Below are 17,518 nucleotides of genomic sequence, written 5' to 3'. Positions count from 1 at the left end.
CGTCGGACAGTTCGAAAAGGACCGCGCATTATAGAGGGCGGGGCCCCCGGTTCCTAGCGTTGCTGGCCGAAAGGCTGTGCTATGATTCGCGCCCTTCATTTTCCGGCATTGCTTTCCCCGCCATGAACAAGCGCGAAAACCCCATCTACAAGGTGATTTTCCTCAACCAGGGCCAGGTCTTCGAGATGTATGCCAAGCAGATCTACCAGAGCGATCTGTGGGGCTTCCTGGAAATCGAGGAGTTCGTCTTCGGCGAGCGCACCCAGGTGGTGGTGGACCCCAGCGAGGAGAAGCTCAAGGCGCAGTTCGAAGGCGTTCTGCGCAGCTTCGTGCCGATGCACGCGATCGTCCGCATCGACGAGGTCGAGCGCCTGGGTACGCCGAAGATCAGCGAGGCCAAGGGCGCGGGCAACGTCATGCCGTTCCCCATGCCGATGCCCGGCAAGAGCGACTGATTCGCGAAAGGGACGTCAGGGCAGCGGCGCGAAGGGCGTGACACCGCCGGCAGTCTGCAGTTCGATCAGGTAGTTGCGGAAGATCTGCCCCAGCACCCGGGTGGCGATGTCCAGTTCGTCGCGGTTCATCTGCTCGGCTACCAGGTCGGCGCTGTCCAGGGCGTCCTCGGCGCCGTTCACCGCTGCCATCTTCAGCACGATGTAGGCCTGTACGTTGTTCGCCGGAACCCCTTCGCCACGGAAGAACATGGTGCCGAGGTGGTACTGGGCCTGGGCATGGCCCTGTAGAGAAGCTTTCTCGAACCAGTTGAGGGCGGCCTGGAGGTCGCGCGGGATGCGCTCGCCGTCGTAGAAGAATTCGCCCAGTTCGTATTGCGCCTCGGCGTCGCCGCCATTGGCGACCTGCTGGCAGGCGGCGAGCGCCTGTTGCAATTCTTCGGGAACGGTGTTCAGCGCGCAGCGGCCGGTCGCTGGAATCAGCAACGAGTTGCCTCCCGCCTGCGCGAGCAGCGGCTGGAGGATCAACAGGCAACCCAGGGCGAGGGTGCGGCCGGTACGGAACATGAGGGGAAGACACCTCCTGGATCGGGGCGGGCAAGGGCTGCCCGGCCAACGAAATGCGCTGACCCTCACATTATGAAATAAGCCGACGCCTCCTTACAAAGTCTTTACTGTCTTTTCGGGAACTTTGTCGGCGCGTTTATGAATTTCGGCTAGGAAGGCGTTCCGGCGGGGTGGAGGGCGGCGCCCGGGAAGGGCGCCGCGAAGAGGGTCATTTCAGCGCGGCGAAGGCTTTTTCGGCGGCGTTCAGCGTGATTTCCAGCTCCTTGTCGCCATGGGCGATGGAGGTGAAGCCGGCCTCGAAGGCGCTAGGCGCAAGGTACACGCCACCGTCGAGCATCAGGTGGAAGAAGCGCTTGAAGCCTTCGACGTCGCTGGCCATCACGTCCTCGAAGGTGACGATGGCGTCGGCGCCGCTGAAGTACAGGCCGAACATGCCGCCCGCCTGGGTGGTGACGAAGGGGATGCCGGCGGCATCCGCGCGCTGTTGCAGGCCGTCGAGCATGCGCGTGGTGTAGGCGGTCAGTTCGTCGTGGAAACCGGGGCGGCTGATCAGGCGCAGGGTGGTCAGCCCGGCGGCCATTGCCAGCGGGTTGCCCGAGAGCGTGCCGGCCTGGTAGACCGGGCCCAGCGGGGAAATCTGCTGCATGATCTCGCGCTTGCCGCCGAAGGCGCCCACCGGCATGCCGCCGCCGATGATCTTGCCGAAGGTCGACAGGTCCGGGGTGACCCCGTAGTAGGCCTGGGCGCCGCCGAGGGCGACACGGAAGCCGGTCATCACTTCGTCGAAGATCAGCACCACGCCGTGTTCGTCGCAGGCTTCACGCAGGCCTTCGAGGAAGCCCGGCGCCGGCGGCACGCAGTTCATGTTGCCGGCAACCGGCTCGACGATGATGCAGGCGACCTCCTTGCCGACTTCGCCCAGTGTCTTGCGCACCGCCTCGATGTCGTTGAACGGCAGGGTCAGGGTGTGCTTGGCGAAGGCTGCCGGAACGCCCGGGGAGTTCGGCACGCCGAAGGTCAGGGCGCCGGAGCCGGCCTTCACCAGCAGGCTGTCGGAGTGGCCGTGGTAGCAGCCTTCGAACTTGATGATGCTGTCGCGCCCGGTGTAGCCGCGGGCCAGGCGGATGGCGCTCATGGTCGCCTCGGTGCCGGAGCTGACCATGCGCACCATCTCCATCGACGGCACCATGGAGCAGACCAGGTCGGCCATTTCCACTTCCAGCGCGGTCGGCGCGCCATAGGACAGGCCGTGGTCGAGCTGCCGGCGCACCGCGTCGAGCACGTCCGGATGGCTGTGGCCGAGGATCATCGGGCCCCAGGAGCCGACATAGTCCACGTAGCGCTTGTCGTCCTCGTCCAGTACATAGGCGCCTTCGGCGTGCTTGAAGAACAGCGGGGTGCCGCCGACGCTCTTGAAGGCGCGCACCGGGGAGTTGACCCCGCCGGGAATGTGTTTCTGGGCGTTGTTGAACAGCGTTTCGGAACGGGACATGGCTAGCTCTCTATCTCTCGGGCGAGGCGCGGAGGCGTCAGGCAGGTTCGAACAGGGCGCTGAAGGCGCGGGCGCGGCGTTCCACCTCGGCGGCGGACGCGGCGGCGAACAGCGCATGGATCACGGCGACCAGATCGACGCCGCGGGCGATCAGGCCGGGCGCGGTGTCGAGGCTGATGCCGCCGATGGCGGTGATCGGCAGGTGCAGGCGCGGCCGGGCCTGGTCGAGCAGTTCGACGCTGGCGGCGGGGGCGCCGGGTTTGGTGCTGGAATTGAAGAAGCGGCCGAAGGCGACGTAGCTGGCGCCCTCGGCCACCGCCTGCTCGGCCAGTTCCAGTTGGGCGTGGCAGGTGGCGCCGATGATCGCCTGGCGGCCGAGCAGGGCGCGCGCCGCCGACAGCGAACCGTCGGTCTGGCCGAGGTGCAGGCCGACGCCCAGGCGCGCGGCGAGTTCGGCGTCGTCGTTGACGATCAGCTGCGCGCCGTGGCGTTCGCAGAGTTCGCGCAGGCTTTCCGCCTCGCGCAGGCGCCGCGCCTGGTCGCTGGATTTGTCGCGGTATTGCAGCAGGCGCGCGCCGCCGCGTAGCGCGGCTTCGACGTAGGGCAGCAGGCGGCCGTCGTCCAGTAGCTGGCTATCGGTGATGGCGTACAGGCCGCGCAGTTTCATCGGCTGGCTCTCAGTGACAGAAGTCGGTGGGCAGGCGGCGCGGCACGTATTGGCCGTGGCCCGGACTCTCGGCGTCGCGCAGGGTCCGCCAGGTGTAGTCGAGGGCGCTCTGTACGGCGCCGTGCAGCGCTTCGCCGAGGGCGATGCGACCGGCCAGGGCGCTGGCCAGGGTGCAGCCGGAGCCATGGTAGCTGCCGGGCAGGCGCTGGCAGGTGAAGGTGCGGCGGCTGCCGTCGCGGCTGTACAGGCGATTGTGCACTTCGCTTTCGTCGCCGTGTCCGCCGGTGATCAACAGGTGCTCGCAGTGTTCCAGCAGGCGCTCGGCGCACTGGTCGGCGCTGCCCTCGGGCAGGTCGGCGAGCAGGCGCGCTTCCGGCAGGTTCGGCGTGGCGATGGTGGCGCGCGGCAGCAGCCGCTCGCGCATGGCGAAGCCGACGTCGCCCTTGCCCAGCGCACCGCCGCCGCCGGCGCGCAGCACCGGATCGCAGACCACCGGCAAGTGCGGGTGGGCGGCGAGGATCTCGGCCACCGTGTCGACCATCTCCAGCGAACCGAGCATACCCAGCTTGACCGCCGCGACGGGCAGGTCGGCGAGTACGGCGTTGGCCTGGGCCAGCACCCACTCGCGGTCGAGGACGCGGAAGTCGCTGACGTTGACGGTGTCCTGCACGGTCAGCGCGGTGACCGCCGGGGCGGCGTGGCAGCCCTGGGCGAGCAGGGCTTCGATGTCGGCTTGCAGTCCGGCGCCACCACTGGGGTCGTGACCGGACAGGCAGAGCACTACGGGGCGGGAAGTCGGTGTTTTCATGGCGCGTGAGCTTACCACTAAAAGCGCTCCGTGGCGGCTGCGCGGACGACCTTTCGGGCGCCGCGCCCGGGCCCTGCGTGACACGTCCCGGGCCTGATGTGGCGTGGCGTGTGCTAAAGTTCGGCGAATATTCATACAACGCTCGCCAAGGGCGGACCATGACGAGGGAGGTGGGGCTCCCGGTCCGTTCGAGGAGCACTGCGGGGCATCATGCGGCACTGGCTGATTCTCTTTCTTCTTGCGTTGCCGTGCCTGGCGGGTGCGGTGAGCTTCAACGAGCAGGTCGAGCGCCTGCCGCTGGGGCAGTCCATCGACGTGTTCGAGGACGTGCGCGGTAGCGCCGATATCAACGACATCACCTCGCGGGCCATCGACAGCAGCTTCCGCCGCCATGACAAGGACGTGCTCAATGCCGGCTATTCGCGCTCGGTGTTCTGGTTGCGCCTGGACCTGGACTACCGGCCGGTCGCCTCCAGCGATCCGCGCACCTGGCTGCTGGAGCTGGCCTATCCGCCGCTGGACAAGCTCGACCTCTACCTGCCCGATGGCCAGGGCGGCTACCGCCTCGCCCAACGCACCGGCGACACATTGCCGTTCGCCAGTCGGCCGATCCGGCAGAACAACTACCTGTTCGAACTCGGCCTCGAGCCGAACAAGCCGCAGCGTGTCTACCTGCGGCTGGAAAGCCAGGGATCGATCCAGGCGCCGTTGACCCTGTGGTCGCCCAAGGCCTACCTGGAGGAGCAGCCCGAACGCATCTATGTGCTCGGCATCATCTATGGCGTGCTGCTGGTGATGCTGATCTACAACCTGTTCATCTTCCTCAGCGTCCGCGATACCAGCTATCTCTACTACATCCTCTATATCGCTTCGTTCGGGCTCTACCAGGTCTCGGTGAACGGCGCCGGCATCGAGTACTTCTGGCCCGACAGCCCCTGGTGGGCGAACGCCGCCACGCCATTCCTGATCGGTTCGGCGGCGCTGTTCGGCTGCCAGTTCGCGCGCAGCTTCCTGCATACCCGCGACCACAGCGTGTGGGTCGACCGCGGCCTGCTGGCGCTGATGGCGGTCGGCGCGCTGGTCATGCTGATGGCGCTGACCATGAGCTACGCCGTGGCTCTACGCCTGGCCACCTACCTGGCGCTGGCCTTCACCGGCCTGATCTTCGCCGCCGGCATCCTCGCCTGGCTGCGCGGCATGCGCGTGGCGCGCTATTTCATCATCGCCTGGACCGCCTTCCTTCTCGGCGGCATCGTCAATACCCTGATGGTCCTCGGCTACCTGCCGAACATGTTCCTCACCATGTATGCCAGCCAGATCGGTTCAGCGCTGGAGGTGGGCTTGCTGTCGCTGGCGCTGGCCGACCGGATCAACGCGATGAAGGAGGAGCGCGCGCGAATCCTCCAGGAGTCCAGCCGCAAGCTGGAAGCGCTGAACCAGGAACTGGCCAACAGCAATCGCCTGAAGGACGAGTTCCTCGCCACCGTCACCCACGAACTGCGCACCCCGATGAGCGGGGTGATCGGTTCGCTGGAGCTGATGCAGACGGTGCCGATGGACGTCGAACTCGCCGAGTACCAGCGCACCGCCGCCGGTTCGGCGCGGGACATGATGCGGATGGTCAACGACATCCTCGCCCTCATCGAACTGCAGGCCGGCAAACTCTACCCGCGCCGCGAGCCGTTCAGCCTGCGCGGCCTGTTCGACAGCCTGCGCGCGCAGTACGCGCCGCGCGCCGAGGAGAAGGGCCTGCGCTTCGCCCTGCAACTGGACGACAGCCTGCCGGACACCCTCGAAGGCGATGCCGGCAAGCTGGCCCAGGCGCTGGGCTACCTGGTCGACAATGCGATCAAGTTCACCGCCAGGGGCAGCGTGACCCTGCGCGTCGCCGCCGGGCGTACCCATGACGGGGTGGCGCTGCGGGTGGAAGTGATCGACACCGGCATCGGTTTCGACATGGCCGCCGGCAGCGACCTCTACCAGCGTTTCGTCCAGGCCGACAGCTCGTTGACCCGTGGCTACGGAGGCCTCGGCATCGGCCTGGCTCTGTGCCGCAAGCTGGTGGAGCTGCTTGGCGGCGAGCTGACCCACGAGTCCCGGCCGGGACAGGGCAGCCGCTTCCTTCTGCGCCTGCAACTGACCCAGCCGGCCCAGGGCCTGGCGCCGCCGCCGCGGCGCGCCGGCGGGCAGGCGGTGCGGCGTCCCGAGGAGTGCACGGTGCTGGTGGTGGAGGACAACGCCATCAACCAGTTGGTGACTCGCGGCATGCTGCTCAAGCTCGGCTACCGGGTGCGCACCGCCGACAACGGCAGCGAGGCCCTGGAGTTGCTGGCGCGCGAGCGGCCGGACGGCGTACTGCTCGACTGCCAGATGCCGGTGATGGACGGCTTCGCCACCTGTCGGGCGATCCGCGCGCTGCCCGGCTGCGCGGAACTGCCGGTGCTGGCGTTGACCGCCCACAGCCACAGCGGCGATCGCGAGCGCTGCCTGGCGGCGGGCATGAGCGACTACATGGCCAAGCCGGTCAAGTTCGAAGAGTTGCAGACCCTGCTGCACGATTGGCTGCTGTGCCAGCCGATCGTCACCAAGTCCGCCTGAAGCCTTTCCGCGGCTGGCTGAAATGCCGGCCTGCGCGACCTGTATGTCTCTTTAGGCAAAGCCTGAAGCGTGATTCACTGGGAAAAAGTGAATCCGGATTCAGTCATGGTCTATCGTGTCACCGAACGCCGCCTGCAACGCGATTCCGCGCTGCGCGAGCGCATCCTCCAGCTAGGCCTGCGGCGTGTCGCGGAGGGCGGTTTCGCCGCGCTGACCATGCAGGCCCTGGCCGACGACGCGGGGATCGCCACCGGCAGCCTGTACCGCCACTTCCAGGGCAAGGGCGAGCTGGCGGCGGAAATCTTCCGCCGCGCCAGCCAGCGTGAGGTCGATGCCCTGGCCGTGGTCCTGCGCGGTCCCGGCGCGCCCGCCTGGCGCCTGGCCGAGGGCTTGCGGCGCTTTGCCGCGCGCGCCTGGAGCAGCCAGCGGCTGGCCTTCGCCCTGATCGCCGAGCCGGTGGATCCTGAAGTCGACGAGCAGCGCCTGCGCTATCGCGAGGCCTACGCCGCACTGTTCGTCGAACTGCTCGAGGAGGGCCGGCGCAGTGGCGCATTCCAGCTTTCCCTGGTGCCGCTTGCCGCGGCCTGCCTGGTCGGGGCCATCGCCGAGGCGCTGGTCGGCCCCTTGTCTCCCCCGGCGCGCGCCGCTCGCGACAGCGGCCAGCCGGAACCGAGTCTGGAGCCGGTGAGTACGGCTCTGGTGAACTTCTGCCTGCGCGCGGTGGGCGCGCCTGTCTGCGAGGAACCCTCATGAACCTGCACCAGTACGCCGAAACCCACGAAGTGACCAACCAGGTACCGTCGCTGGATGGTGCCAACCTCTACCGCCTCGACCTGCCTCTCCAGGAGTGGGTGCGTCGCTACCAGGGCGGCTGGGCCGAGGAGCGCCTGCAGCGCTACGGCGAGCTGGCCGGCGGCCCGCTGATGGCGGCCGGCTTCCTGGCCAACCAGTACAAGCCGGAGTTCCATAGCCACGACCGCTACGGCAACCGCGTCGACCTGGTGGAGTTCCACCCCGCCTACCACGAGCTGATGCGCGCCGCCATCGAACACGAACTGCCCTCGCTGCCCTGGACCGACCCGCGCCCCGGCGCCCAGGTGGCGCGGGCCGGGCTGTCCTACCTGCACAGCCAGGCGGAGGCCGGCACCGGTTGCCCGTTGACCATGACCTACGCCAGCGTGCCGGCGATTCGCCTGCAGGCGGACCTGGCCGAGAAATGGCTGCCGAAGATCCTCTCCCGCGAGTACGACCCGCGCAACGTGCCGATGGAGCAGAAGGCGGGCGTCACCATCGGCATGGCGATGACCGAGAAGCAGGGCGGCACCGACGTCCGCGCCAATACCACGCGGGCCTACCCGGTGGGGATTCCCGGGCCGGGGCAGGCCTACGAACTGGTCGGGCACAAGTGGTTCTGCTCGGCGCCGATGTGCGACGCCTTCCTCACCCTGGCCTACACCGACAAGGGCCTGACCTGCTTCCTGCTGCCGCGCCACCGGCCGGACGGCAGCCGCAACCAGTTCTACATCCAGCGCCTGAAGGACAAGCTGGGCAACTGGTCGAACGCCTCCAGCGAAATCGAGTATCGCGGCGCCCTGGCCTGGATGGTCGGCGAGGAGGGCCGTGGCGTGCCGACCATCATCGAGATGGTCGCCATGACCCGCTTCGACTGCATGATCGGCTCCAGCGCATTGATGCGTCAGGCGTTGACCCAGGCTGCCCACCACTGTGCCTACCGCAAGGTCGGCGGGCGGGTGCTGGCCGAGCAACCGCTGATGCAGAACGTGCTCGCCGACCTGGCCCTGGAAAGCGAGGCGGCGCTGGCCCTGACCCTGCGCATGGGGCATGCCCTGGACCGTGCCCACGACGAGCAGGAGGAGAAGTTCGCCCGCCTGGTCACCGCGGTGGGCAAGTACTGGATCTGCAAGCGTGCCCCGGCGATGATCAACGAAGCCTCCGAATGCATGGGCGGTGCCGGCTACGTCGAGGAAACCATCCTGCCGCGGCTGTACCGCGAGGCCCCGGTGAACTCGATCTGGGAAGGTTCCGGCAACGTGCAGTGCCTGGACGTGCTGCGTGCCCTGTCGAAGGAGCCGGGGGTGCTCGACGCGCTGTTCGCCGAACTGGGCGACGGCCATGGCGACGCCCGTCTCGCCGCGCACATCGGCAACCTCAAGGCGGCCTTCGCCGACACCGCCGACATCCAGTACCGCGCCCGCCAGCTCACCGAGGACGTGGCGATCGCCTTGCAGGCCAAGCTGTTGCTGGAAGCCGGCAACTCCGCGGTGTCCGACGCCTTCATCGGCAGTCGCCTGGGGGACGGCGGGCGGGTCTACGGCACCCTCCCGCGCGGCGTCGAGGTCGAGGCGCTGTTGGCTCGCGCCACCCCGCACCTGGCCTGAGGCGCGTCGCGATGCAAGCGCATCCGCGCTACCGGGAGCTGGTCGAGCAGGGCTTCGCCGCGGCCAGTTTCGTCGGCGACCTCGGCATCCGTCCGCTGGACTGCGGGCCGGGTTGGGTCGAAGCGGGGCTGGACATCCTGCCCCGCCACGCCCAGCAGAACGGCTTCATCCATGCCGGGGTCCAGGCGACCCTGGCCGACCATGCCGCCGGGGCCGCCGCCGCGACCCTGGTGGAGGAGGGGCAGACGGTGCTGAGCCTGGAGTTCAAGCTCAACCTGTTGCGCCCGGCGCTTTGCCAGCGCCTGTTGTGTCGCGCCGAGGTGCTCAAGGCCGGGCGCCAGGTGACGGTGGTCGAGGCCGAGGTGTTCGCCGAGCGGGACGGTCGGCGGCGCCTGTTCAGCAAGGCCACCGTGACCATGGCGGTGGTGGCGCTGGCCGAATGAGGTAACGGGAGAAAAGCGCTGTGTTTTCCTGTCGGTACAGGCAAGATGTTTTCCATGCGAACCGACAGGAAGCCCACCATGAGTATCGATTCCGACGACGGGTTCGTCGTCGCCCGCACGGCCGAGGAGGCCGTCGACCGTCTTGCCGAGCTGCACCGCCAGGCCACCGCGGCGCTGAGCCAGGCGCTCAAGCGCTACATCAAGGAGCGCATCGAGCCGAGCGAGGCCGAGCGGCAGAACTTTCACTACCCGCAACTGCGCATCGGCTACCGCTGCCAGGGCGAGGTGCCGTCCACCACCCGCGCCTACGCCAAGGTCCAGGTGCCGGGCGAATACAGCGTCACCGTCACCCACCCCGACGCCTTCCGCAAGTACCTGCTGGAACAGTTGCGTCCGCTGATGGACGATTTCACCGTGCAGGTGCAGGTCGGCCCGAGCCAACAGGACATCCCCTATCCCTACGTGGTCGAGCAGGGCGACGAGCTGGCCGGCTCCGGGGTGACCGCCGCCGAGCTGGCGCGGGTGTTCCCCAGCACCGACCTGTCCGCCGCTTCCGACGACATCGCCGACGGCCTCTACGAATGGGAACGCGCCGACCAGTTGCCGCTGGCGCTGTTCGACGCCGCGCGGGTGGACTTCTCCCTGCGCCGCCTGGTGCACTACACCGGCAGCGACTGGCGCCACGTGCAGCCGTGGATCCTGCTGACCAACTACCACCGCTACGTCGACCAGTTCATCCGCCTCGGCCTGACCCGCCTGCGCGAGGACCCGCGCTTCGTGCGCATGGTCCTGCCGGGCAACGTGATCATCGAACGCGGGATGGACGAAGGCGAGGCCAACGCCATCGTCGCCGGGGTGGTCTGGCACCGCTACCAGATGCCGGCCTACCACCTGATCGCCGCCGATGGCGACGGCATCACCCTGGTCAACATCGGGGTCGGCCCGTCCAACGCGAAGAACATCACCGACCACCTGGCGGTGTTGCGTCCGCATTGCTGGCTGATGATCGGCCACTGCGGCGGCCTGCGGCAGTCGCAGACCATCGGCGACTACGTACTGGCGCACGCCTACATGCGCCGCGACGGCATCCTCGACCGCGCGCTGCCGCCGCACATCCCGATCCCGGCGCTGGCCGAAGTCCAGGTCGCCTTGCAGGAAGCCGCCGCCGAAGTCACCGGCGAGCGCGGCGAGTCGCTCAAGCGACGCTTGCGCACCGGCACCGTGCTCACCTACGACGACCGCAACTGGGAGCTGCGCTGGGCCCAGGAGCGGCCACTGATCAACCTGGCGCGGGCCATCGCGGTGGACATGGAGAGCGGCACCATCGCCGCCCAGGGCTACCGCCTGCGGGTGCCCTACGGCACGTTGCTGTGCGTCTCGGACAAGCCGCTGCACAGCGAGATCAAGCTGCCCGGCTCGGCCAACGCCTTCTACGAGCGCGCGGTGAACCAGCACCTGCGGATCGGCATCGCCGCCCTCGACCTGTTGCGCAGCCAGCTCAACTCGCTGCACTCGCGCAAGCTGCGGAGTTTCGACGAGCCGCCGTTCCGTTGATCGGACGCGCCCCGGTTTCCGCGCGGAAACCGGGGCGCGCTTCTACGCCTCGCGGCGCCGAGGCCCTACAATGACGGCCCTTCGCCCTGCGTGGAACCGCGGCGCCCTCTGCCGGTCGGAACGACCACGCCTGCCATCGATGTGAGCCCCATGCCGTTCAGCGTCCCCACTCATCTCAGCAACCCGCTCCGTCGCTTCGCCCGCCGCCTGGTGCCCGATGCCGCGCCGGAAGTGGCAGCGCCGTTGCCGATGCCGGAAAGCCTGGCCGGCGAACCGTGGTTCTCGGTCGGGCGGGCGGTCGAGGCCCTCGGCGGCGAGCGGGTCGATGGCTGGATCCTGGAAGAATGGCGTGGCTTGGCCCTGCGCGCGCGTTTCAGCGCTTGCTGGCGCGATCCGCGCGGCAACCTGTGGAATGTCCTGCCGCAGGCGGGCGCCATCGCTTTCCTGGCCGACCCGCAGCGGCGCTACGAAGGCGTGCCGCTGGCCGACCAGTACCAGGCGCTCAGCCGCGATGTCCTGCTGGAAGACTACCTTGGCCTGCGGCGCCAACTGGCCCGCGCCGGCCTGGACGACGAGGCCCGCGAGCGCCTGGCCGGGATGGCCGCGCGCCTGGAAAGCTGGCTGGCCCTGGGCGGCCGTGGCGACCAGGCTTGTCCGTGCGGCAGCGGCAAGCGCTACCGCAACTGCTGCTCCCGCCTGGTGGCCTCGGCCTCCTGAGCGACGTTGCGCGGTGCGACGCGCCACTGCTCGCCGGGTTTCGGCGTGCCGAAGGTCGCCGGGTCCACGCCTTGGCTGCGCAGCGCCGCCTGGAGCGCCTTGGGCGGGTCGTCCTGCTGTTCGTCGGTGAGATTGAAGGTACCGAAGTGGATGGCCATGCTGGTCTGCGCCTGCAGCGTGCGATGGGCCTGCACCGCGTCGTCGGGATTCATGTGGTGGTCGCGCATGAACCAGCGCGGCTCGTAGGCGCCGATCGGCAGGGCGGCGAAGCGCATCGCCCCGAAGCGCTGGTTGATCAGCCCGAACTCCGGGCCTAGCCCGGTATCGCCGGGAAACAGCAGCGGGCCGTCCGGCGAGTCGATGACGAAGCCGAGCCAGAGCGTGCGGTTGGTGTCGCTGCGGGTGCGCGACGACCAGTGCTGCACCGGTACGCCATGCAGCGTCAGGCCAGCGCCCAGCGGCACGGCCTGCCACCAGTCGATCTCCACGACGTCGGCGAAACCTGTCTGGCGGATCAGCCCGGCGTTGCCCAGGCCGCTGACCACCTTGGCCGTCGGCCAGCGCCGGTGGAGCTGGCGCAGGGTTTCCAGGTCGAGGTGGTCGTAGTGGTTGTGGCTCACAAGCACCAGGTCGATCGGTGGCAACTGGTCGAGCGTCAACCCGGGCGGATGGTGGCGCTTCGGGCCGATGAAGGCGAGCGGGCTGACCCGTTGCGACCAGACCGGGTCGGTGAGGATGTTCAGGCCGCGGTGCTGGATCAGCAGGGTGGCGTGGTTGATGTAGGTGACCCGCAGTTCTTCGCCGCGGGCGCGCTCGTTCACCCTTGGCGGCGTTGCCGTCGGCGGCAGGGCGACCCACGGGCGTTGCGGCGGGCGGTTCCACTGCCACTTGAGCAGGTCGCGCAGGCTCTTGTGCGCGGTCGGCTGGATATTGCGGAAACGTTCGCCGTCGAAATGGTCCGAAGGCGGACCCTGATAGGCGCTGCCAGCGCAGCCGGCCAGGGTCAGCAGGCTGATCAGCCAGGTGGGACGCAGGGAGGGCATGAGGGGATGCTCTTGCGGTCAGGCTCTCGGACAACCTAGCATGCCGCCCGGTACCCCGATCAAGCCAACTCGTTTCCAGTCATGTCCCGTCCCCCGCGTCCTTCCCCGCGTCATCCCGTCCGCCCTGCGCCACGCCGGGTGGCCAAGGCGCCGCCGAGCGAGCCGAAGCTGCTGCTGTTCAACAAGCCGTTCGACGTACTGACCCAGTTCAACGACGAGCAAGGGCGCTCGACCCTCAAGGACTTCATCCCGGTGCCGGGCGTGTATCCGGCCGGGCGCCTGGACCGCGACAGCGAGGGCCTGTTGCTGCTGACCAACGACGGTCGCCTGCAGGCGCGCATCGCCGACCCCCGGCACAAGCTGCCGAAGACCTACTGGGTGCAGGTCGAAGGCACGCCGGACGAGGAGCAATTGCGGCGCCTGCGCGAGGGCGTGACGCTCAACGACGGCCCGACGCTGCCCGCCGAGGCGCGTCTGCTGGATGAGCCGACGTTGTGGGAGCGGGTGCCGCCGGTGCGTTTTCGCAAGTCGGTGCCGACCCACTGGCTGGAACTGGTGATCCGCGAGGGGCGCAATCGCCAGGTGCGGCGGATGACGGCGGCGGTGGGCTTGCCGACGCTGCGGCTGGTGCGGGTGCGGATCGGCCCCTGGAGCCTGGACGGCCTGGGCCTCGGGGAATGGCGGGAAGTGCCGGCGCGGCTGGACTGACGAGAGGGGCGTCGTCCAGCGGGCGCGGAACGATCAGTAGTACGACTTGATCACGGCGATGCCACGACCCATCACGTCGCGCCAGGCGTCGCGGGTCTCTGCGTCGCAGTCGCGGTCGTGCTCGGCGACCGCCATCAGCAGGGCGTCCAGCCACAGGTCGTAGAGTTCCGGGCGGATATCCAGCGCGGCGCGCGAATGGCTGGCACCGAGGGCGCGCAGCTTGCTGTCGGACATGCCGCGGGCGTACATCACCAGGTTCATGATCCCGGCACGCAGCAGGTGTTTCTGCACAGTCATGTCGGTGGTGGCGAACTTGGCGCGAATCTGCGGGGAACTGGCAAGGAAATGCCGGTAGAAATCATCGAAGAATCCGGTGCTGGCACAGCAGCGTCCATAACTCTGCATGACGCGGTCGGCGGCGTTCATGGCGACTCCCTTGTTCTAGGCAATGGCAAGGCGAGCCGGCCCCGTTGGCCGGGGCCGGCGGATGATTACGAGTGGTTGGATGACGCGCGTGGCGCCGGGGTTACATGCCCGCGCCTTCGAGGCTGCCGATGACCAGGCCCTTGATGATGAAGCCCAGTACGCCCAGGCCGAGGGCGAAGAACAGGATCAGGGTTCCGAACTTGCCGGCTTTCGACTTCTTCGCCAGGTCCCACACGATGAAAGCCATGAACAGGATAAGCACGGTCACCAGACCGGTCATCATCCACTCTTCGAACAGTTCGGGATCCATTGGCAACCTCCGGATTTTCAAGCAAACGAAGTCCGGCTCGCGGTCGGACGGAGCGTGCCATGGGGGGCGGGCAAGGCGTTTATCGTTCTACGAGCAGGCTGCTCTTTATATGCGGGGGCCACGCGGGCATGACAACTGAAACAGGCTGCCGATTATACGGCATGCCGCCTGTTCCGTGTCATGTCCCAGGTCTCGCTACGATCAATCGCGCAGGTGCTCCAGCGGCAGTTCGGTACTCGCCAGCACCTGGTTGAGGACGAAGCTGGAGCGCACGCTGGAGACCCCTTCGATGCGCGTCAGGGTACCCAGCAGGAGCTTCTGGTAATGGTCCATGTCCGGCACCACGACCTTCAACTGGTAGTCCGCGTCCATCCCGGTGACCAGGCTGCACTCCAGCACTTCCGGGCATTTGCCGATGACTTCCTGGAAATGTTCGAAGCGTTCCGGGGTGTGTCGGTCCATGCCTATGAGGACGAAGGCGGTGAGGCTCAGGCCGAGTTTCTTGCGGTCCAGCAAGGCTACCTGGCGGACGATGTAGCCGTCGTCCTCGAGCTGCTTGACCCGTCGCGAACAGGGCGATGGCGACAGGCCTATCCGTTCTGCCAGTTCCTGGTTGGAGATGCGTGCGTCGCGCTGGAGTTCTTCGAGGATACGCAGGTCGTAGCGATCGAGTTTGTTCATGGCGAGGATTTCTTTCAGGTTGATTGCCATTGGCAAGGTGAATTTGAGTGATTTATTGCGCAATCAAGGTTCTGGTGAGCAATATTAGCAATCATTGGTCGCGCCTGGCGACGTATTCTTTTACCCAGATTCACGGCCCGGACATCTCGTCCATCACGGCTCGCCCAATCAGGCCAGCCGTGGCCGCCGACCCTACAGGGTTGCGCCGGCCTCCGGGTTGCACACCGCCCAGAAGGTGGAGTGAGGTGAGCCGTCGCCAATAGCGCCGAGCCAGGACAGTTACCCCAGAAGGGAGGTCGACGGGCCTCCCTTTTTCTTTGCTCGCGATCCGGCCCGTGCCGCGCTTTTACCCATTCTTTACCCGGCGTTTACCCACCCTTGGCGGAAAACGGCGGAAAGTCGTTCCCGGGATCATTCGAACGTGGCCGGGCGACCAGGCCCGGGGCGAGGCAGACGATGAACGGTGGATGGTGGCGAATGCTCGGGGTGGGCGCTCTCTCGCTGAGCCTGTGCGTCCAGGCGCAGGCTGACGACGGCCGAGGGGGACGCGGCGGACCCGGCGGCGAGCGCGGTGTTGCCCACGGACAACCGGGACCTGGCCGCGGCGAAGCGTACGGCGGCAGTTGGGGACCGCATCCCGACTGGCGTCCGGGCCGGATGGTGGATGCCTTGCCGCGCGGACACCTGCGGGTGCCCTATCGCGGCGGCGAGTATTTCTTCCACGACGGCTACTGGTACCGACCCGACGGCCCGCGCTATGTGCTGGTCGTGCCGCCCCGCGGGGTGCGCGTCCGCAGCCTGCCGCCCTATGCGGAGCAGGTCTGGCTGGGCAGCGTGCTGTACTTCCTTGCCGCCGGCACTTACTACCTGTGGCATGCCGACACCCGCGAGTACGAAGTGGTCAGCCCGCCGCCGCGGGCAGCGGGACCCGTTTATCCGGTCAGCGGGCCGGCCGCCAGCTACGACGTGGTGGCCTACCCCGCGCGCGGCCAGGGGCCCGACCAGCAGGGCCGCGACCGCTACGAGTGCCACCGCTGGGCGGTGGGCGAGAGCGGCTTCGACCCGGCGGGGGCGACCTACGCGCCGGCCGCCGAGGTCGCCAACGGCTACCGCCGGGCCATGGCAGCCTGCCTGAGCGGGCGCGGCTACAGCGTCAACTGACGGTTTCCTTGCCGACCACTTCCTGCGGGTCGGCATGGATCAGCACCTCGGCCTTCGGGTATTCGCGCTTGATCGCCAGCACTGCGCGGTCGGTCAGGGCGTGGGCCACCGACAGGCTCAGCTCGCCGGGCAGTTCGAGGTGCAACTGGACGAACCAGTGGTTGCCGGAAATCCGCGTGCGCACGTCGTGCGCGCCGAGCACTCCCGGCACGCTGCAGGCGAGTTCGCGCATGCGCTCGCTGATGTCGGTAGGCAGTTCCCGGTCCATCAGGATCGACACCGACTCGCGAGCGATCTGCAGGGCGCTCCAGAGGATGTACAGGGCGATGCCCAGGCCGAACAGGCCGTCGCTCTGTGGCCAGCCGTAGCGGGCCAGGAGCAGTGCCACGAGGATGCTGGCGTTGAGCAGCAGGTCCGAGCGGTAGTGCAGCGAGTCGGCGCGTATCGCGGTGGAACCGGTGCGGCGGATGACGTGGGTCTGGAAGGCCAGGAGAAGGGCCGTGAGCAGCAGCGACAGCAGCATCACCGCGATGCCCCAGGTGGCCGCGCCGAGGGGCTGCGGGTCGCGCAATTGCTCGACCGCCTGGATAGCCACCAGCACCGCGCTGGCACCGATGAACATGGCCTGGGCCAGGCCGGCCAGGGCCTCGGCCTTGCCGTGGCCGTAGCGGTGGTCGTCGTCGGCCGGGCGTAGCGAATAGTGCACCGCCAGCAGGTTGAGCAGCGAGGCGGCACTGTCCAGCAGGGAGTCGGTGAGGCCGGCGAGCAGGCTCACCGAACCGCTCAGCCACCAGGCAATGGCCTTGCCGATGACCAGGGTGACGGCGACACCGAGCGAGGCCAGGGTGGCCAGGCGCAGCAGGCGGGCGTGGGGGGAATCGGGACTCATGGGGCGCTTCTGTCAGGAGGGACGGCGCCACTGTAAACCAACCGGGCGGCGACCGGGCACTGACGCACGGTCGCGCTCGAAGGGCGGATCAGGCGGCCGGCTTCAGGCCATAGGCCGCCAGTTGCTCGACGCTGCCGCTGTGGCGGATCAGGCGCGGGTCGTCGAGCGGCAGTTCACGGCCGATCTCGCGTTCGAGGATGGCCTTGAGCTTGCGGTTGTCGACCTTGCCGTCCGCGCCGACGGCATCCTTGAGCACTTCCGGGGCGACCGAGTACTTGGCGTCGGGCAGGTAGATGGCGCCGGTGGCGAAGTCGACGCCGAAGGCGATCAGGCCGGGGATGATATAGAACAGCAGGCCGATGGCGTCGAAGGCGACGATGGCCGGATCGATGCGACCGTCGATCTGGCCGCGTCGCTCGGGGTAGAACAGCGTACCGCAGGCCGACAACTGGCTCAGCAGGGCTGCACTGAGAACGGCACAGGAAACGCGGGTGGCAAGGCGCATGTATGACCTCCGGGTGAACATGACGGCGAACTATAGCAATCGACCAGCGTTCGGCAATCTTCTGCCGCGACGATGACGATAAGACCGTCGAAAGCGCC

General features: G+C 68.0%; 19 protein-coding genes. 9 read left to right on the top strand and 10 right to left on the bottom strand.

The genetic code is table 11. From position 1 onward, the window contains the following. Nucleotides 1-122: 122 nt before the first annotated feature. Nucleotides 123-455, top strand: coding sequence for a DUF1820 family protein (locus FOC67_RS21110; RefSeq protein ID WP_003093157.1), 333 nt, complete (start codon nucleotides 123-125; stop codon nucleotides 453-455). 15 nt (nucleotides 456-470) lie between these two features. Here the strand turns inward: FOC67_RS21110 and FOC67_RS21105 are convergent, their stop codons facing one another. From FOC67_RS21105 to FOC67_RS21090, 4 genes are all read right to left on the bottom strand, one after another. After that, the gene (locus FOC67_RS21105; RefSeq protein ID WP_003093155.1) at nucleotides 471-1,019 is read right to left on the bottom strand and encodes a tetratricopeptide repeat protein; all 549 of its coding nucleotides are present in this window, start codon (nucleotides 1,017-1,019) and stop codon (nucleotides 471-473) included. Nucleotides 1,020-1,227: 208 nt separating this feature from the next. Further along, complete coding sequence (gene hemL / locus FOC67_RS21100; RefSeq protein WP_009313381.1) at nucleotides 1,228-2,511, bottom strand: glutamate-1-semialdehyde 2,1-aminomutase; 1,284 nt, start codon at nucleotides 2,509-2,511, stop codon at nucleotides 1,228-1,230. A 37-nt stretch (nucleotides 2,512-2,548) separates the two neighbouring features. Then, nucleotides 2,549-3,178, bottom strand: coding sequence for a thiamine phosphate synthase (gene thiE, locus FOC67_RS21095; RefSeq protein ID WP_003093148.1), 630 nt, complete (start codon nucleotides 3,176-3,178; stop codon nucleotides 2,549-2,551). A 10-nt stretch (nucleotides 3,179-3,188) separates the two neighbouring features. Further along, nucleotides 3,189-3,986, bottom strand: coding sequence for a hydroxymethylpyrimidine/phosphomethylpyrimidine kinase (locus tag FOC67_RS21090; RefSeq protein WP_003100335.1), 798 nt, complete (start codon nucleotides 3,984-3,986; stop codon nucleotides 3,189-3,191). A gap of 210 nt (nucleotides 3,987-4,196) precedes the next feature. On the opposite strand from FOC67_RS21090, the gene ladS reads away from it, so the two are divergent. The 6 genes from ladS to FOC67_RS21060 all read left to right on the top strand — a co-directional run bounded on the left by ladS (nucleotide 4,197) and on the right by FOC67_RS21060 (nucleotide 11,697). Continuing rightward, entirely contained in the window at nucleotides 4,197-6,584 is a 2,388-nt protein-coding gene (gene ladS, locus FOC67_RS21085) for a hybrid sensor histidine kinase/response regulator LadS (RefSeq protein WP_003093145.1), read from the top strand. A 105-nt stretch (nucleotides 6,585-6,689) separates the two neighbouring features. Continuing rightward, entirely contained in the window at nucleotides 6,690-7,337 is a 648-nt protein-coding gene (locus FOC67_RS21080) for a TetR/AcrR family transcriptional regulator (RefSeq protein ID WP_009313383.1), read from the top strand. After that, entirely contained in the window at nucleotides 7,334-8,983 is a 1,650-nt protein-coding gene (locus FOC67_RS21075; protein ID WP_009313384.1) for an acyl-CoA dehydrogenase family protein, read from the top strand. Before FOC67_RS21080 ends, FOC67_RS21075 begins: the two co-directional genes overlap by 4 nt. A gap of 11 nt (nucleotides 8,984-8,994) precedes the next feature. Further along, the gene (locus FOC67_RS21070; RefSeq protein WP_003137711.1) at nucleotides 8,995-9,426 is read left to right on the top strand and encodes a PaaI family thioesterase; all 432 of its coding nucleotides are present in this window, start codon (nucleotides 8,995-8,997) and stop codon (nucleotides 9,424-9,426) included. Between the two features lie 54 nt (nucleotides 9,427-9,480). Next, the gene (gene amn, locus FOC67_RS21065; protein WP_003119204.1) at nucleotides 9,481-10,980 is read left to right on the top strand and encodes an AMP nucleosidase; all 1,500 of its coding nucleotides are present in this window, start codon (nucleotides 9,481-9,483) and stop codon (nucleotides 10,978-10,980) included. 150 nt (nucleotides 10,981-11,130) lie between these two features. Beyond that, a complete protein-coding gene (locus FOC67_RS21060; RefSeq protein WP_003106057.1) occupies nucleotides 11,131-11,697 on the top strand; it encodes an SEC-C metal-binding domain-containing protein in 567 nt (188 codons plus the stop codon). Here FOC67_RS21060 and FOC67_RS21055 read toward each other — a convergent pair. After that, on the bottom strand, nucleotides 11,655-12,740 hold the full coding sequence (locus tag FOC67_RS21055; protein WP_003106059.1) for an MBL fold metallo-hydrolase: 1,086 nt from the start codon (nucleotides 12,738-12,740) through the stop codon (nucleotides 11,655-11,657). The two genes, FOC67_RS21060 and FOC67_RS21055, sit on opposite strands and share 43 nt — an antisense overlap. A 138-nt stretch (nucleotides 12,741-12,878) precedes the next feature. On the opposite strand from FOC67_RS21055, the gene FOC67_RS21050 reads away from it, so the two are divergent. Continuing rightward, entirely contained in the window at nucleotides 12,879-13,448 is a 570-nt protein-coding gene (locus FOC67_RS21050) for a pseudouridine synthase (protein ID WP_003114324.1), read from the top strand. 33 nt (nucleotides 13,449-13,481) lie between these two features. On the opposite strand, the gene FOC67_RS21045 is transcribed toward FOC67_RS21050, so the two are convergent. The 3 genes from FOC67_RS21045 to FOC67_RS21035 form a co-directional block, all read right to left on the bottom strand. Next, nucleotides 13,482-13,874, bottom strand: coding sequence for a globin (locus FOC67_RS21045; RefSeq protein WP_009313386.1), 393 nt, complete (start codon nucleotides 13,872-13,874; stop codon nucleotides 13,482-13,484). A gap of 100 nt (nucleotides 13,875-13,974) precedes the next feature. Further along, a complete protein-coding gene (locus tag FOC67_RS21040) occupies nucleotides 13,975-14,184 on the bottom strand; it encodes a DUF2788 domain-containing protein (RefSeq protein WP_003093125.1) in 210 nt (69 codons plus the stop codon). Between the two features lie 201 nt (nucleotides 14,185-14,385). Beyond that, on the bottom strand, nucleotides 14,386-14,895 hold the full coding sequence (locus FOC67_RS21035) for an Lrp/AsnC family transcriptional regulator (protein ID WP_003119210.1): 510 nt from the start codon (nucleotides 14,893-14,895) through the stop codon (nucleotides 14,386-14,388). 447 nt (nucleotides 14,896-15,342) lie between these two features. Between FOC67_RS21035 and FOC67_RS21030 the strand changes: the two genes are divergently transcribed. Continuing rightward, nucleotides 15,343-16,026, top strand: a complete 684-nt coding sequence (locus FOC67_RS21030; RefSeq protein ID WP_023443497.1) for a DUF6515 family protein — start codon at nucleotides 15,343-15,345, stop codon at nucleotides 16,024-16,026. Here the strand turns inward: FOC67_RS21030 and fieF are convergent. Together fieF and FOC67_RS21020 are read right to left on the bottom strand one after the other, a co-directional pair. After that, nucleotides 16,019-16,915: a CDF family cation-efflux transporter FieF gene (gene fieF / locus FOC67_RS21025; protein ID WP_003093118.1), complete on the bottom strand. Its 897-nt coding sequence runs from the start codon at nucleotides 16,913-16,915 to the stop codon at nucleotides 16,019-16,021. The two genes, FOC67_RS21030 and fieF, sit on opposite strands and share 8 nt — an antisense overlap. Before the next feature lie 88 nt (nucleotides 16,916-17,003). After that, nucleotides 17,004-17,420, bottom strand: a complete 417-nt coding sequence (locus FOC67_RS21020) for a hypothetical protein (RefSeq protein WP_003093116.1) — start codon at nucleotides 17,418-17,420, stop codon at nucleotides 17,004-17,006. Between the last annotated feature and the right edge of the window lie 98 nt (nucleotides 17,421-17,518).

Source organism: Pseudomonas sp. FDAARGOS_761 (genome assembly GCF_013343155.1).
Lineage (GTDB): Bacteria > Pseudomonadota > Gammaproteobacteria > Pseudomonadales > Pseudomonadaceae > Pseudomonas > Pseudomonas aeruginosa.
Note: the sequence above shows the minus strand (reverse complement) of the source record. Positions and strands in the feature narration are given on the sequence as shown.

Excerpts from the sequence above, each read along its gene's own strand:
- FOC67_RS21055 (WP_003106059.1), bottom strand. The coding sequence starts at position 12,740 with ATGCCCTCCCTGCGTCCCACCTGGCTGATCAGCCTGCTGACCCTGGCC.
- FOC67_RS21040 (WP_003093125.1), bottom strand. The coding sequence starts at position 14,184 with ATGGATCCCGAACTGTTCGAAGAGTGGATGATGACCGGTCTGGTGACC.
- FOC67_RS21080 (WP_009313383.1), top strand. The coding sequence starts at position 6,690 with ATGGTCTATCGTGTCACCGAACGCCGCCTGCAACGCGATTCCGCGCTG.
- FOC67_RS21045 (WP_009313386.1), bottom strand. The coding sequence starts at position 13,874 with ATGAACGCCGCCGACCGCGTCATGCAGAGTTATGGACGCTGCTGTGCC.
- fieF (WP_003093118.1), bottom strand. The coding sequence starts at position 16,915 with ATGAGTCCCGATTCCCCCCACGCCCGCCTGCTGCGCCTGGCCACCCTG.
- thiE (WP_003093148.1), bottom strand. The coding sequence starts at position 3,178 with ATGAAACTGCGCGGCCTGTACGCCATCACCGATAGCCAGCTACTGGAC.
- FOC67_RS21105 (WP_003093155.1), bottom strand. The coding sequence starts at position 1,019 with ATGTTCCGTACCGGCCGCACCCTCGCCCTGGGTTGCCTGTTGATCCTC.
- FOC67_RS21075 (WP_009313384.1), top strand. The coding sequence starts at position 7,334 with ATGAACCTGCACCAGTACGCCGAAACCCACGAAGTGACCAACCAGGTA.
- FOC67_RS21110 (WP_003093157.1), top strand. The coding sequence starts at position 123 with ATGAACAAGCGCGAAAACCCCATCTACAAGGTGATTTTCCTCAACCAG.
- hemL (WP_009313381.1), bottom strand. The coding sequence starts at position 2,511 with ATGTCCCGTTCCGAAACGCTGTTCAACAACGCCCAGAAACACATTCCC.
- FOC67_RS21090 (WP_003100335.1), bottom strand. The coding sequence starts at position 3,986 with ATGAAAACACCGACTTCCCGCCCCGTAGTGCTCTGCCTGTCCGGTCAC.
- amn (WP_003119204.1), top strand. The coding sequence starts at position 9,481 with ATGCGAACCGACAGGAAGCCCACCATGAGTATCGATTCCGACGACGGG.
- FOC67_RS21030 (WP_023443497.1), top strand. The coding sequence starts at position 15,343 with ATGCTCGGGGTGGGCGCTCTCTCGCTGAGCCTGTGCGTCCAGGCGCAG.
- FOC67_RS21060 (WP_003106057.1), top strand. The coding sequence starts at position 11,131 with ATGCCGTTCAGCGTCCCCACTCATCTCAGCAACCCGCTCCGTCGCTTC.
- FOC67_RS21035 (WP_003119210.1), bottom strand. The coding sequence starts at position 14,895 with ATGGCAATCAACCTGAAAGAAATCCTCGCCATGAACAAACTCGATCGC.
- ladS (WP_003093145.1), top strand. The coding sequence starts at position 4,197 with ATGCGGCACTGGCTGATTCTCTTTCTTCTTGCGTTGCCGTGCCTGGCG.
- FOC67_RS21020 (WP_003093116.1), bottom strand. The coding sequence starts at position 17,420 with ATGCGCCTTGCCACCCGCGTTTCCTGTGCCGTTCTCAGTGCAGCCCTG.
- FOC67_RS21070 (WP_003137711.1), top strand. The coding sequence starts at position 8,995 with ATGCAAGCGCATCCGCGCTACCGGGAGCTGGTCGAGCAGGGCTTCGCC.